The organism is Mesorhizobium sp. M0030, from assembly GCF_040323695.1.
Classification (GTDB): domain Bacteria; phylum Pseudomonadota; class Alphaproteobacteria; order Rhizobiales; family Rhizobiaceae; genus Mesorhizobium.
The window spans coordinates 1-13,357 of the sequence record NZ_JAMYVE010000012.1 but is presented as its reverse complement, the minus strand read 5'-3'; the positions used below and the strand labels follow the sequence as shown (position 1 = coordinate 13,357).

General features: G+C 59.2%; 18 protein-coding genes. 11 read left to right on the top strand and 7 right to left on the bottom strand.

Going from position 1 to position 13,357, the window contains the following annotated elements; translation table 11 throughout:
- Positions 1-59: 59 nt before the first annotated feature.
- From NKJ80_RS22425 to NKJ80_RS22420, 3 genes are all read right to left on the bottom strand, one after another.
- Complete coding sequence (locus NKJ80_RS22425) at positions 60-362, bottom strand: DUF1330 domain-containing protein (protein ID WP_352498342.1); 303 nt, start codon at positions 360-362, stop codon at positions 60-62.
- A 291-nt stretch (positions 363-653) separates the two neighbouring features.
- Positions 654-797, bottom strand: a complete 144-nt coding sequence (locus NKJ80_RS31480) for an exopolysaccharide production repressor protein (protein ID WP_502902222.1) — start codon at positions 795-797, stop codon at positions 654-656.
- A 340-nt stretch (positions 798-1,137) separates the two neighbouring features.
- Positions 1,138-1,947: a VOC family protein gene (locus tag NKJ80_RS22420; protein ID WP_352498341.1), complete on the bottom strand. Its 810-nt coding sequence runs from the start codon at positions 1,945-1,947 to the stop codon at positions 1,138-1,140.
- Between the two features lie 101 nt (positions 1,948-2,048).
- Here NKJ80_RS22420 and NKJ80_RS22415 point away from each other — a divergent pair, with 101 nt between their 5' ends.
- The 3 genes from NKJ80_RS22415 to NKJ80_RS22405 all read left to right on the top strand — a co-directional run bounded on the left by NKJ80_RS22415 (position 2,049) and on the right by NKJ80_RS22405 (position 3,431).
- The gene (locus NKJ80_RS22415; protein WP_084023813.1) at positions 2,049-2,684 is read left to right on the top strand and encodes a LysR substrate-binding domain-containing protein; all 636 of its coding nucleotides are present in this window, start codon (positions 2,049-2,051) and stop codon (positions 2,682-2,684) included.
- A 111-nt stretch (positions 2,685-2,795) separates the two neighbouring features.
- Positions 2,796-3,110, top strand: coding sequence for a transposase (locus NKJ80_RS22410; protein ID WP_198029761.1), 315 nt, complete (start codon positions 2,796-2,798; stop codon positions 3,108-3,110).
- 42 nt (positions 3,111-3,152) lie between these two features.
- Positions 3,153-3,431 (top strand): hypothetical protein, encoded by a 279-nt coding sequence (locus NKJ80_RS22405; RefSeq protein WP_023734835.1) that lies wholly within the window; start codon positions 3,153-3,155, stop codon positions 3,429-3,431.
- Between the two features lie 109 nt (positions 3,432-3,540).
- Here the strand turns inward: NKJ80_RS22405 and NKJ80_RS22400 are convergent, their stop codons facing one another.
- The 3 genes from NKJ80_RS22400 to NKJ80_RS22390 form a co-directional block, all read right to left on the bottom strand.
- Positions 3,541-3,729: a hypothetical protein gene (locus tag NKJ80_RS22400; protein ID WP_245260902.1), complete on the bottom strand. Its 189-nt coding sequence runs from the start codon at positions 3,727-3,729 to the stop codon at positions 3,541-3,543.
- Positions 3,719-3,943 (bottom strand): hypothetical protein, encoded by a 225-nt coding sequence (locus tag NKJ80_RS22395; RefSeq protein WP_023716269.1) that lies wholly within the window; start codon positions 3,941-3,943, stop codon positions 3,719-3,721. The genes NKJ80_RS22400 and NKJ80_RS22395 overlap by 11 nt, the downstream gene beginning before the upstream one ends.
- A 584-nt stretch (positions 3,944-4,527) precedes the next feature.
- The gene (locus NKJ80_RS22390; protein ID WP_023734843.1) at positions 4,528-4,905 is read right to left on the bottom strand and encodes a class I SAM-dependent methyltransferase; all 378 of its coding nucleotides are present in this window, start codon (positions 4,903-4,905) and stop codon (positions 4,528-4,530) included.
- A gap of 964 nt (positions 4,906-5,869) precedes the next feature.
- Between NKJ80_RS22390 and NKJ80_RS22385 the strand changes: the two genes are divergently transcribed.
- From NKJ80_RS22385 to NKJ80_RS22355, 7 genes are all read left to right on the top strand, one after another.
- Positions 5,870-6,061, top strand: coding sequence for a hypothetical protein (locus tag NKJ80_RS22385; protein ID WP_352498340.1), 192 nt, complete (start codon positions 5,870-5,872; stop codon positions 6,059-6,061).
- 562 nt (positions 6,062-6,623) lie between these two features.
- Entirely contained in the window at positions 6,624-7,865 is a 1,242-nt protein-coding gene (locus tag NKJ80_RS22380; RefSeq protein WP_352498339.1) for a pilus assembly protein TadG-related protein, read from the top strand.
- 4 nt (positions 7,866-7,869) lie between these two features.
- Positions 7,870-8,310: a TadE/TadG family type IV pilus assembly protein gene (locus NKJ80_RS22375; RefSeq protein ID WP_352498338.1), complete on the top strand. Its 441-nt coding sequence runs from the start codon at positions 7,870-7,872 to the stop codon at positions 8,308-8,310.
- Positions 8,300-8,710 (top strand): TadE/TadG family type IV pilus assembly protein, encoded by a 411-nt coding sequence (locus NKJ80_RS22370; RefSeq protein ID WP_352498337.1) that lies wholly within the window; start codon positions 8,300-8,302, stop codon positions 8,708-8,710. Before NKJ80_RS22375 ends, NKJ80_RS22370 begins: the two co-directional genes overlap by 11 nt.
- Positions 8,711-9,089: 379 nt before the next feature.
- Positions 9,090-9,470 carry a hypothetical protein gene (locus NKJ80_RS22365; RefSeq protein ID WP_023690706.1) on the top strand — a complete coding sequence of 127 codons (381 nt, stop codon included), beginning with the start codon at positions 9,090-9,092 and terminating at the stop codon, positions 9,468-9,470.
- A gap of 665 nt (positions 9,471-10,135) precedes the next feature.
- On the top strand, positions 10,136-10,381 hold the full coding sequence (locus NKJ80_RS22360) for a hypothetical protein (protein WP_023673947.1): 246 nt from the start codon (positions 10,136-10,138) through the stop codon (positions 10,379-10,381).
- Positions 10,382-11,084: 703 nt separating this feature from the next.
- Entirely contained in the window at positions 11,085-11,459 is a 375-nt protein-coding gene (locus tag NKJ80_RS22355; protein ID WP_245260896.1) for a VanZ family protein, read from the top strand.
- A 660-nt stretch (positions 11,460-12,119) separates the two neighbouring features.
- Here the strand turns inward: NKJ80_RS22355 and NKJ80_RS22350 are convergent.
- Positions 12,120-12,392 (bottom strand): hypothetical protein, encoded by a 273-nt coding sequence (locus NKJ80_RS22350; RefSeq protein ID WP_023690703.1) that lies wholly within the window; start codon positions 12,390-12,392, stop codon positions 12,120-12,122.
- A 320-nt stretch (positions 12,393-12,712) separates the two neighbouring features.
- Between NKJ80_RS22350 and NKJ80_RS22345 the strand changes: the two genes are divergently transcribed.
- Positions 12,713-12,883, top strand: coding sequence for a DUF1515 family protein (locus tag NKJ80_RS22345; RefSeq protein WP_023673960.1), 171 nt, complete (start codon positions 12,713-12,715; stop codon positions 12,881-12,883).
- Positions 12,884-13,357: the final 474 nt, after the last annotated feature.

The following is a 13,357-nucleotide window of genomic DNA, read 5'->3' as shown; positions in this document are numbered from 1 at the left end:
GGAAGAAATGACGCTGAGGATGCCCAACTGTCGTCGGGTCCGCTGGCCGCGCTTATGGGTCACGCGGCAGGCGTTGCAATCCCTTCTAAAGCGATGATCCTGGTGTTAGCGGAACGTTTGCGGATCTCGATCAGCCGGGCGTATTCCGGCGAATTATACCAGCCCATCAATGACGCCATGTCGGGGAATTCGACAATGACCAGTCGGTGTGGATCCCAATCACCTTCCAAAACCTTGGTGGCGCCACCGCGGCCCAGGTACCGCCCACCGTACTGCTCTTCGGTAGCGGGAACGTCCCGCCGATATTCCTCGAACAAGGCAGCGTCTTTTACGTCTACATCCGCTATCAGATAGGCAGCCATCTGTGTTTCCTCCTTAGACCCCGCTCGCCCTCCTCGGCTTCGGCGTCGTCGGTCCGCACCCTAACGACGATCTCCGTGGCGACATCCAGCGCCAGCGCGCTTTTCGATGATTGTTGGCGCTGCCACGGCTTTCCTTCTTTCGCATGGTTCGCAAAGATTAGCATGATCGCTGCTCTCGTGTCTGGCGGTCTCCCTCAAAGCGTCATCGAGCGCCCTTCAGATGAGACACCGCCGTCTCGACAGGTAGGCTCGGCAGTGTTCGGTTTTTCTTCGGTTCTTTTCATCCAAAACTTACTTGTAGAAAAGCGCGAATGAAAATAGGAAATATGCAACCTGAAAGATGATAAAAATCAGCAAGGTCCATGCAAGGGACCTCCAGAACGAATCGGTTGCTAGGTAAATCCAGGTCGCTACCACGGTCGACGTGGCAAACATCCCAATCAGTAATCGCGGAAAAAACATCATGTTCAATGCCGCCCCATAGCTGGACCGACCGGTCTCACGTCTACTCCCCAGAAGAACGTAAGGTTTCACTAAATTAGTAATTGCGCAAGCACCAATGGCCAGAACCAAACCTTCCGAACAGCTTTCCCGGGCTGAAATCGAGCGCTTCCTGGCGGCAGCCGAAGCGCTGCACAAGAGCATATTCGGGTCGCTGTGCGTACCACAGCGAGCATGCCAAGCTCTGTGAGGTCCATCGACCCCTTTTGAAGGCGATCGAGAACATCACCGGCCACAAGGCGCAGTTCATCCAAAGGAACGGGACAGGGCCGTCTCAGCCGCGCGGGAGCCGTCTGGCTAGCCGCCGGTCAAGTCCTATAAGCTCGGATGCGAAGCTTCGCTTCTCTTCCCGCAGGGTATTGCGATGCATTTTAAGCGCTTGAGTTTGCCGGCGGTCTTCTCGAAGCGTACACTTTAATACCTGGGGGGCGAAGCCCGCCAGCCGAACGGTTGCCCTCCGCTCGCAGCCAACCGGCTCCGTGGCTCGGTGAATGGCTAGCACTGTCGCAGCAGTCCTCCGAACGCAGCCCGCCATGGCGGTGGCCGGCTTAGCAGTCTGATCCCCCTCGCGGGCGAGATTGTCCACGTCGAGCGGATTGCTGACCAGTTTCAGCGCGCCGTCCGGGTTGCGCGGCCATTCCGCTTCCGGGCGATCCCAATAGAGTTCTACCCCGTTGCCGGGGATCGCGCACATAGATCGCCTCCGAGCCGCCATGGTCATCGCGCCGGTGAGCGTCACCCCTGCTGCTCGCAGGCGGCGCAGCGCAGCCGCCAACGCCGCCCGTGTCGGATAGAGAAAGGCGACATGGTGTAGGCCCGTCGTGCCAATCGGGGGCGCGGCGCCGCCGCGGCTTTTCCAGTTAGTGAGCGCCAGATGATGGTGATATCCGCCCGCCGCGAGAAAGGCAGCCTCCTCGCTTAGCGACATGGTGACGCCGAACCCGAGGGCACCGCAATAAAAGGCTAGCGATCGCTCGATGTCGGCGACGTTGAGATGGACGTGACCGACCCGAACGCGCGGGTTGATGGCATATTTTTCGACGACGCTGGCGGCGTCATTGGGATTGATCGATTGATCGTTCATGGCCTCCGCTCCCCTGCTGGCGATTTCCACAAGCGAAATCATCGCGCAAATGCATTGCCCGGAAAATATGAGATGACTGGAATGAGCATCCCGTTTTCTGCATAATCCGGGAATGCGCATCGACGAGATATGTTCGGCTGACGGCGTCAGTGGAAATCGCGCAGACGCTTCTACCGCCTGTTATTGCAGCGTTCCGTAAGGCTTATCCGGCGGTTGCCGTTGATCTCGTCGTCACCGACCGCGTTGCCGATCTCGTTGCCGACGGCATCGACCTCGCCGTGCGCGTCGGCCCGTTGCGCGATTCCAGCCTGATCTCACGCGCTTTCGTGACGGGTCCTTCAGGACTGTTTGCTTCCCAGGCCTACCTCGACCGCCGGGGCACACCTGTCTCACTGGAGCAACTCGAACATCACGATCTCATCGCCCTCAGCAAGGCATGGGCGCGACCGCTGCCGATGCTGGCGGGCGACCGGAAGATCGGTGTTGACCTGACAGGGGGCCTCGCCTGCGATGATCTGCTAACGGTGAGGGCGCTCGTGGCGATGGGATTGGGCATCAGCTTTCTTCCAGGCTATCTCGCCCATCAGCTCGATCTGGTGCGGGTACTCCCCGAACTGCGTTCACCGTTTACCGGCCTATTCTTTGCTTATCCGGCACAGAAGTTTGTGCCCGCACGGGTCAGGGAGTTCATCGATTTCGCCGCTTCTTCCGTTAAGCGTCTGGGACTTCATCCCTAGCCGCGGTGGGCGCAACGACACGGGTATTGGTTTGAGAGGAATCCGGTGTGATTCATAGATTGCCGACTGATTCTGGAGGTCGGCAATGTCTACGAAGATGACGGAGATGGATTGGTTGGCGGCGGTGGAGGTGTTCCGCGGATCGCTGCCACGGCGCGGAGCCAAGGGTCGGGACGACCTGCTATTCGTGGAGGCTCTGCACTATTCTCAGTCCACAACATTACATGGCGAGCGCTGCCGGAGCGTTTCGGCAAATGGAACAGCGTTTGGAAACGCTTCGACCGGCTGAGCAAGGCGGGCGTGTTCGAAACGTTCTTTGATCATCTCGCTGCGCTCTCGTCGTCGGCGCACTTGGTGCAGATGTTCGACAGCTCCGTGGTGCGCGCTCATGTCTCGGCGGTAGGGGCAAAAGGGCATAGGCGATAAGATAGGTATTGCCCTGCGGAATCCGGTGGGATTCTAACTGGGATGACACACGAATTGCTTGCAGACGACGGTTGGACCGAGACGATTGAGCTTCTCGGCGGCGAAGATTTGCTTACGCGGAGCGCCCGCGAGACGAAGGCGTTCCTGCGTCCGCAGGGCGTTCAATCGGCGCCCGATCTGTTGCGCCTGACGCGCGGCGGCTTCTCGACCAAAATCCATCTGAAGACACCTAACGCGTCATTTGGACAGCGACCCATTACTTGGCCCGCCGGCTCATGCTGGCGGGCTTTTTTGCGTCAGTCGGGAACATCCTCGCTCTGAGGCTGTTCGGTCACACCCGGCTCGTTCTTCAGCGATTCCTGCCGGTGACCAAGATGTCCTCTCCACTCGTCATGGTCGGCCCGCGCAGCCTCGGAAGCAGGCGCGGGCCTCATTCGCCGTCATTGCTGTGTTCTCGGTGCGCAACCGCTTCTTTGAATGCGCGTGCTGCTGCATCCCAAGCGACACGTGAGGAGCCGTTCACGGACAAGATGATTTCGGCTGCCTTCACGGTCAAACCGTGTTTTTCGGCGAACTCTGCGGCTGTGTATGCGAGTTTTGTTTTTTCGCTACTCCGCATTTCTGACTCCATAGATCTCTTGCGCCTCGTGCAAGCTCTGTCGGGCCTGTTGCAGTGATCGATGCAAGTTCGCCAGCAATTCGTCGGCGTCGGCCGTCGGACTGCCTTCGTGATCCAGTAAGCCGACGATAATATCCTGCTTGGAAACGATGCTCTCGTTGTGAACGAGTTGGCCCATAAAATACATGAGCCGGCTCTGTGCCTGTGTGGGCATGGGCCTTCTCCCTGGTCGGGCGAAAGCCTGATGATCGCTCCCAAGCGCCTCGTGCCTGTTTGTTTTTGATTTTTCGAGGCGACCGCAGCAGTGTGCGCTCGTTAGCAGGCCATGGCAACCGGCCAGGCAATTTCAGCATCCACGCTGCGCACGCCGCCCTGACCGCGCGTGCCGGCCCCTGGCGTCGCTCGGCCGCTACTTCAGTGTTTCCGGTTGACAATCGTGGTCGGCGCACCGCATTTTCGCATTGAGGGACAAACGTGGGGAACCCTGCATGAAGAAGCCTTATCAGAAGCCGGACCTAAGAAGCGCGAGAAGCTCTCGGCCGTAACGGCTGTGTGCACGCCATCAACCTGCACCGATGAGTGAGAACCTTTAGGCCCAAGGCGCTTTGCCGAAATTCGCTAGAGAGGGACTGCAGTGAAGAAAGAATACAGCAAGCCAGTACTGACCAAACGTGGGCGTCTCAGCGCAGTGACGGCGCAATTGGCACCCAGTGTTGAACCCAGAGGAGCCTAGGCAAACCCCTGCAACAAAGCCAGTTGGCTTCGGCGGCGGGCTTTTCCGCTTCCAGGCGCCGAAACTTATCTTCGCGTGCCTGTCACAACGAGCCATGCGGTTTCCGTGCTCGGTCTCCGCACTTCAGGGTCGCTGAGCCCTGCATCTCGCAAGGCAGCAATGACCTCATCCGGCTCGCGAGGTGTAAAAATGTCGGCCGGCATGTTCATCCTGTCCATATGCGCCTTCGGAAGGAAGCCAAGCACGACGCGACCGCCTGGTTTGAGGACGCGAGCGAGCTCTGCGGATCCAGCTCTAAGGCTTTGCCAGAAGTACACTGTGTGGACGCTGAGAGCCTTGTCGAATGTGCTATCCGGCAAGGGCAAGTCCTCGACTAGCCCGACTCGGAACTCGGCTCGTCCGGCGCGCACTGCATCGGCGAACCGGCGGCAGGCAGCGTTCACGACATCTGCGAGCGGTCAACCCCGCAAACGAATGCTGCCTCACGGCGAAATTGCGGCAGTAAAACTGCGCCGCCGAAACCGACCTCCACGGCGCGATCTTCCGGGACCAGTTGCACTTGATCGAGAGCGTAGCCGTTGAGCCGGGCATTGCCCCGGTTCATTCCGGCCCGGACCAGCCAGCCGCCGGTTCGGTCGGCCAGGACAGTGGTTTCGCATAAATCGTGGCGCCATCCGATCCCACCCGTATTCGGGTCATCTAGCCACCATGCGCCTAGAAGCGGCCGCCCCGCAAACGCTGCTTCGATAGCGATGACCAGTTGGGTTGTGCTGCGCTCTTAGGCGTCGAATTCCAGCGGCTGGTGGTCCGGTTGCTCGTGCCACATCACCTGGCGGAAGTCGCGACGGTCTACCTTTTGCGCGCAAATGGGGCGCGCATAGAAATGCTCTTCCCAGTCAGGTCATGTGGCTTGCCGGGGATGGGCGGTCCGAGGTCGGCTATTCTGGTCATGCCCGACCGAACCCGTCGCAGCGACAACAGTTCCGGAAAGGCGTGCCTGTTGCCCGATCGCCCGCTCGCATTTTTTGTACCATATATTCGCGGCCTCCATTAGCGTCCTCTCATGGCAACTCTGCGGTACGGGGTAAGGCGGGAACCGGATGGGACGTGGACGGTATTCGACGTGTTCACCGGGCTGCCGGCTATTGTAGCGGGCCACCCATCTGTCGACCTTCCCGACATGGAGTATGCCGAAGAGCTGGCGGCCATCCTGAATGCCAACGACCCAAAGCAGAGGCTATCTCACGGAAGGTTCCCGGGAGGGTTCGCCTGACTGAGGTGTGATTCGCCCGCATTCGTACTGCCCATCCAGGGTGGTTCGTCCGATCCGCACAAGGATTTGTTATTGAACTACCGACTACCAGGGTCTTAAATCGACTTGCCATTGCTTTTCGTAGGGAGGATGTGATGAGCTACGTGGTGCCAATCCGCAAGGCGTTGCCTCGCGTGGAGGTGGTCGGAGCCAGTGGCGAATGGGTCGTGCGCATCATAGAGACCGACCAGGAAATCACACGCTCATTCGGCCTGGAATCGTTTGCGCTGTCCTTCGCTGAAGGCCAGCGGATACGGCTACATCTCGACAAGATTGTGCGGCTTTAGGACCCTCCTGCGGCTGGGTAACCTCAGGGCCGCGACGGTGATGGCCCATGGATATGCTTGAACAGGAGACTGCCGATCTCCTGCATTGCCGTCTATCCGGGTAAGCCGCTAAACGGAGACTTCACCGCAGACGCTGCCGATCATCGGGATCAACACGAAGCTGTCATCCCGAACTTGGTGGTGATCGTGAAATCTTGTGCTTCACAAACCACACCCATGAGGAGAATGCTTCCGCTGTCCGAACTCACGACCTGGCAATTTGGCGCCTTGCGCGAAGCGCGATCGACCCAAGATATGCGTGTGTGGATCTAGGACTCCTGTCGAGGCTCAATGGCGGAACAGCCGCGCAGCCATGTGGCTCTCAATCACGGACGGTCAGGTTGCGGCCCCAAAGCTGCCGGTCAGCAATGCGCCTCCGTTGGCCGTAATGATGACGCCGCGTGAAGCACATGCGAGGCGAGGAGGAATTGCAGCACATCTACTTCGTCTGGCAGGTCGGACTTCATCGAATCGGAACGGGTTTTTTACACATTCGTTTATCTATTCGTGGTTCCTAATACATATGGCATCCAACGCGTTCACCCGGATCTGGTTTGCTTTGGGCCGCCTAAGGCGCCTCACGAACGGTAACGTTGCCGTCATCGTTGCCTTCACCTTGCCGGTCGTGGTCGGCGGCGCCGGCCTCGGTGTGGAGGCATCCTTCTGGTATTACAGCAGCCTTAAGCTGCAGGCCGTTGCCGATGCCGCGGCCTATCCCGGCGCGCTCGAGAAAGTCGCGGGTTCCGATAACCCGACCATCATCGCCGCCGCCACGCAGTCCGCGACCTCGAACAATTTTGCCACGCCGGGCACGATCCAGGTCAACACGCCGCCATTGTCCGGCCCGAACACCGCGAAGAAGGCAGTGGAGGTCATCGTCAAGCAGAACCTCGACCGCTACTTCACGGCGATTTTCAACCAGGCGCCCGTTGCCGAACAGGCAAGGGCGGTGGCGCTGATCAATGACGCCTCCAAAGCTTGCGTGCTGGCGCTCAGTCCGTCGGCCTCCCAGGCTGCGCTCTTTTCCGGCAACACCACCGTCAACCTCACCGGCTGTTCGGTCATGTCGGACTCGATTGCCTCGGACGCCATAAAGACGCAGGGCTCGGCGGTGCTCAAGGCCGACTGCCTGATCACGGTCGGCGGCATGGTGCTGAACAATCCAGCGACCACAGTCTGCAAGTCCAACATCACCCGAGCCTTGCCGGCAGCCGATCCTTTCTCCGGCTTGGCGACGCCGACAGCCGGCAACCCTTGCAAGAATGTCAACGGCAACAAGACGTCGCAAACACTCCAGCCTGGCACCTACTGTAGCGGCATGAGCCTCAGCGGCAACGTCACCCTGCAGCCAGGCGTCTACGTCGTGCAGGGCGGTATGAAGGTCAACGCCAACGCGGTCGTCGCCGGCAGCGGGGTAACCATCTTCATGGCAGGCAGCAACACCGTCAGCATGAACGGCAACGCCAAGGTGACGCTGAGCGCGCCTACCTCCGGAGCCTATTCCGGCGTGCTGTTCTACGGCGACAGGACCGGGACTGCGGCACAGAGCACCTTCAACGGCACAGCGGACTCGCTTTTGACCGGCGCCATCTATTTTCCCAGGCAGCAGGTCAACTACCTTGGCAACTTCTCGGGGAACGGTGGCTGCACTCAGGTCGTCGCCGACACTATCCAGTGGTCAGGCAGTACGACGATCAAGCAGAACTGCAAAGGCCTCGGGATGGACGACATTCCGGCGGCGCTGTCCGTTCAGCTCGTCGAGTAGCCGGATGGGTGGGCGGACCTTGCGCATTGTCCGGGACAAATCCGGGATAGCTGCCGTGGAGTTTTCCATGTTGCTGCCGGTCCTGTGCCTCGTTTGCCTCGGCATCGCCGACGGCTGGTCCTACGTGACGAGTTACCTGCAGATGCGCGCGGGCGTTAAAACCGCGGCCAATCTCGTAATGGCCGGCGCGTCCAATGACACGGGAACGCAGGCGGTCGCGCTTTCGAGCTGGAACGACAAGCCCGAGGACGCCGCCGTCGTGCTGATCCGCTCCTATTTGTGCGGCACCACGGTCGTGGATGAGACCACCATCTGCGGCGGAACAAAGCTGCCGACTGTCTTCGTCCAGATAACGGCCACGGGCACCTGGGTGCCCCCGTTTAACTTCGGTGTCTTCCCGGACCCGCGCGCGATCAGCCATCAGGAGGTGATCCGTGTCCGCTGAAAGGATCGGGTCCAGATGGCGCCGTGACTGCTCCGGCGGAACAGGGCTGGAATTCGCCTTGATCGCGCCTTTCCTGGTTATGCTTTTGTTCGGAATCTTCGCCTTCGGCTGGGCCATGAATGCCGTGTCGACCGTCCGCTATACGCTGGAAACCTCTTCTCGGGCGCTGCAGCTGAACAACACGCTTTCGCAGAGCGACATCCAGGCTATCGCCACGCAGAAATTGGTGAACCTGGGTCTGAAGAACGTCATTGTGACGATCGCGACCGACCCTGCCAGCGGCGGTTTCAAGATGGCGCATCTGACCGCCAGCTATGCCTTCGTCATCGCTTTCCCGTATTTCGACCAGTATCCGATAAATTACGCCACGACCGTCACGGTGCCCCTGGTTGCCAGCTAGGATACGGCCCGCTTGGTTGAGTTGGCGGCCCTGTATTCAGCTTCCCAAGGCAATGCGTCGAAGTCGGGCTTGTGCCCCGCTTCACGGTAGGCGGCCTGAGTGAGGAAGCCTGCTTTGTCCCGCTCCACAACGCAAACAAATGGCGGAGTGCCCGGGCACCTATAAACGCCTACAGCTTTTTCCATGCAACAGGTGTGCTACGGGTGCTCGGAGATGTCGTCCTTCATTACGATGACAGAACAAGAGCGAGGACAGCAGCGGCCCGGCATCACTGAAAGGGTGCGGGTTGGTAAAATTCGTACAACTCTTTTCATTGCGGAGAGAGTTTCGGCGAGCTTATTAATGTGTCGTTTGCCATTGCCTTTTCTGGGAGGCTGCGATGGTTGCAACGCCCATAGATATCGCTCGAGCGGCCACTACGGCCACCTTGCTGATGCGCCAGAAGTCCATGGCGGAACCCGCCACATTTCGCCGGGACATGGATCAATCGCGCAGGGCCATCCGAGCCTCACGCGAGCTTCTGAAGCGCCTTGGTCAACGTCGTCGCGACGTGGCGCTAGGCTGGGAAGATGCCGACCCGTCTACTGTTGCCGTCTCCGCCTTTCAAGCCGACGTTCTCCGATGTGCATTCCGAGCCCTAGTAGGGGAAACGGGTACGCCTGAGTGTCAATGGCGCGATTTAGCCAAGGCCCTGGTGCGCGATTTCACTGGGTGCGAGCTGATCGAAACTGGCTTGGTGGATTGGATCGTCAGCAAGTAGCCGCTGCCCGCCAGCGGCCCAGCAGCGGTCTGCGGGGACTTTGCAGCGGACGCGCTGGGCCTGACCGGTGGGGCGGTGTGGTATCCGCCGGCTGGCGAACATATGCGCCTCCTGCCAACGCCAGCGAAACATCCAAACGAACGAGGCGATCTAACCGCGATCTCGCCATCCAAGGCCAACACATAGGCCGATAGCAAAGGCCTATAATCGCTGAGAGAACGAAAATGGCCGACGCCATGGTTGGGGAACCCGGGTGGGTAGGCGCCGGCCACAAGCGGAACAAGCCCGCCGCGCCACACACATGGCTGATTTGTCATCACGTGGTTATGGTGTTCGCGCAGGGCTGCACCAGCGGAACTTAGTAAACGCCGCTTGGTAAGCGATCCTCGACGCGATCGTTCATCGCCACGACGACCTGGGAAACTTGACGGTTGCAGCCCTCTGCCATGTCAAGCTCAAGTCGTTAACAGCGGCCGCCCGGTCATGAGCAGGCATGCGCCCATCCTAGCATATCGCGCTGCCGGTTTCGCAAGGCGCCGGCAGCAAGGGGGAGGCGACCAGAGCCGATGTGAAGGGGACTAGTCAAGCTAATATTCGCTTGCGCTAATTTAAATGTGCCGTAACGTCATGCTCAGCATTTTTGGGGAGGAGCAACGGTGGGGAGTATGATGAGAGTAGCTGTGTTTTGCGCGGCGATCGTGATCGCTGGGACTGGTGTCGCTATAGCCAAGGAGAAGAAGGTGGTGGTGAGTGACGCCACGGACCTTTGCTCTACGAAGCACTCTGCCAAGAAGCAGGTGCTCGAACTGGACTGCAGGCCGACCGGAACCGCCAAATTGCCGGCCGATGGAACGCCGGAAAAGCCGCGCCTCGGATACGACACCGATCCGTGGCTGGTTAAAGGCCTTTAGAGACTAGCCGCTGGCAATACAGCGCAGCTAAGGGGAATGTGCGCTGGCGGTGAAGCCTTCTTTGTTCTCTCATCGGTGGAACATTGTCGCCTGGAAACGCTTCGGACGGTGCACTGCCCCATCAGTGCAACGTTCCCTTCCTTGTTTGCACTGGCCGGCTGCCGAAAGGTGGCCGGCTTTTTTGTATATAACCGCGACCTGATGTTTGGGATTGTTGATGGACAGCCGCGAGTGGCCGCTGCTGGCCTAGCGTCCAGGATTGGAATATGTAGAGGCGAGATCACCAAGGCAGGGATGACCAGACTAAACAGCGGTTTCGTCTTTTAGCCGCGACGCCGGCGATAATTGAATTCAGAAGGGCGTCGGCCCGGCTGCACAGCTGGGCCAAGGCTGGAAAGAGTTCCGCTCCCGCCCAGCACGATACGCATCGCACCTGGGCGCAAGCGGTACCAATGGCTCGCCTATTCCGCCGCGCCTTTTCGGCAGGAAACCCTCGGCCTCATCACAATGGAGGGCGACATTCGCAGCGCCCTATGGAACCATCCAGAGTGACATAGGCTGTTTCATGGAACTTCCTGATGACATCAGGAGGCCTGTTAAGCATGCCAGTTGTTCGCGCTCGTAGCTCAGATGCAGGTTGGAGCTCTGCCTAGTGCACCAGTATCGGAAGCGAGAACTAGGAACCGGGAGTGCTGCGGATAGATTGCCGCAGTCGAGCTTTTATCAGAGCATGGCAAGGGCTGCCTTTCTCTCCACGTTGGCGGTCGTCCTGTTGCTCGCGCTATTGCCAGACCACTTGCTGCACGCCCTCGGATTGGCCTTTACGTCTCATCACGACAAGCTCAACCACGCCGCCGCGTTCGCCACCTTGTCGGCTTTGGGTAGCCTCGGCTGGCCCCAACAGGTGGTCCGGCTGGCGGTTCTACTTGCTTTAACGGGCGCAGCGATCGAAATCCTTCAATGCGTCACAGGGCGTGACATGAGTGTCTTCGACTGGTTTGCCGACTGCGCCGGAATGGCATACGGGCTGAGAACCATGAGCTGGGTGAACGAGATTCTGGGCGAACCGGTTATTTGATCGCCACAGGCTCCGCTTTACCGCCGCCGTCTTGGCCCCACTTGCCAGCCTCACGCCCGGGGCCGCCTTCGATCACCCTCGCTATTTCAATTTCCGACGCAAAGGCCGATAGCAAGGCGAATGGGTTTCAGGCCGCTCACCATTTAGACTTAGGTCCGATTCTTTCGCGCAAATGGCCGAAGCCGGAAACATTTCTCCTTCTACTTTGTTGCAGTGGCCGTGCCGCTGAGGAGAACATGCACAGTGCCTCTATCAAATGAACTGCGCGACGTACCTTTAGAATTCCAATGCCCCTCCTGTTCACGCCCTATGGTGAGAAGGGGATCCTGGCTGAAAACGATTGCCGGTTTCAAATGCGATAGTTGCAGGTCCAGAGTGCGGATCGGCTACGAAGAGAAGCTGGCCATATTCGACCGGCACCTTAAGCGAGGCGCGCCGGATCTGGGCCGACGACCAATGGAGTGCGATCCCGGCAACGGTTCCTGAGAGTGTGTCGGCAATTCAAGCTCCAACTGCTTGCGGTCTGCCGCAAGTCCAAGCTTTCATCTGGTCGCAGGGTCAGGCGGCTCTTTCGTCCGCACGGAACCGATGATGGCGAGAGGTTTCGATGCGTCGGAGCACCGAGCAGGTCTACACGTTTTTCGTAGCGACCACCAATCTCTAGCTGACCACTTCAACGCTTTGACGAGGTGCGAGCAACTTGATTTTCAATAGTCTTTTTCGGGCCAACATGCGCGCCGCCTCTGCGATGCGGCCTCCGTAAGCATCGGCGACGAATGATAGCGTCGACAGGTCAATAATGAGGTCGTCGATCGCGCCCGCCAAGACACTGGACCCGCGCCCAAATTGATGCACCAGCGCCCGCACTTCCTTAAGTGCCGTCGAGGCTTCACCCGCATCCAGCAGCGCCTCGATGTCATCGAAAATCTGCATCCCGACCCTCCCGCTTGAAAACGATGGCAATTTCGCGCGAAAAGAAAGCGCCTGCCAAGGTGCTCGCGCACGAAGGCGGCTATTCAGACAACAAGAAAGCCCTGGTGGACCCACGATGAAGGGCGTCCATGGAGGGCGTTCAGCGAGACGCAACCGAGATCCGGCGCGACATTAAACGACAGCGATGCTTGAGCCGCGCTCTCTTACGAGCAATCCGAGCAGCGCCCAGCCGCCAGCCGATCGAAGATGTACGCCAAGACCGACAAGCTGGTGCAGCGTTTTGCCAAGGCTGAAGACGCGGTGAATCGCTCAGCGAAGACATGACCGGGGTGAAGGCGGCCACTGCCGAGGTGACCCGGTGGAAGTTGATGGGCCTCGGCGCATTCGGCTCACTGCATCGCAGCGGCGGCGCTCGCGTCGCTAGTTACGCCCTATTGGTCCTATCTGGCGCGTGCTGCGTGGCGGATCACGAGTTCTATCCGTGCTGCTAAGTCAGCAGAATTCCACACCACCTCCGGATAGGCCGTCTAGATCCGGTAACCGCACATTCTTGAGCACATTGTACGATTGTTACGCAAAGCAGCGGCCGCATCGACTCTCATCATCTTGGAACTACATTGCCACAATGGCACAGCTCTTTGAATCCGCCCCAGTGAGCGCTTCATTTCAGATGATCGTGGACCACTATGAGACAGCGGTTTCACTCCAGGAGCGCATTGTGACTCGCGCTCGACAAGTCGGCTTGTCAACGAAAAGCGATGACGAATTCCTGGAGTATCTGAATGCCGTCTTAGCGCGGGCGCGCCAAAGCTTGGCTCGCGCTGATCAACGCAGTTGTTAATAAATGGGACATCCGCGGCCCGCAGGCATACAGTGTGCTATCGACGGCAACTCTAAGGGCGTCCGTCGGCTGTGAGCGATCAACATGCTTCCGCCCCAATAGGGAGAGGGAGCTATGACAGACT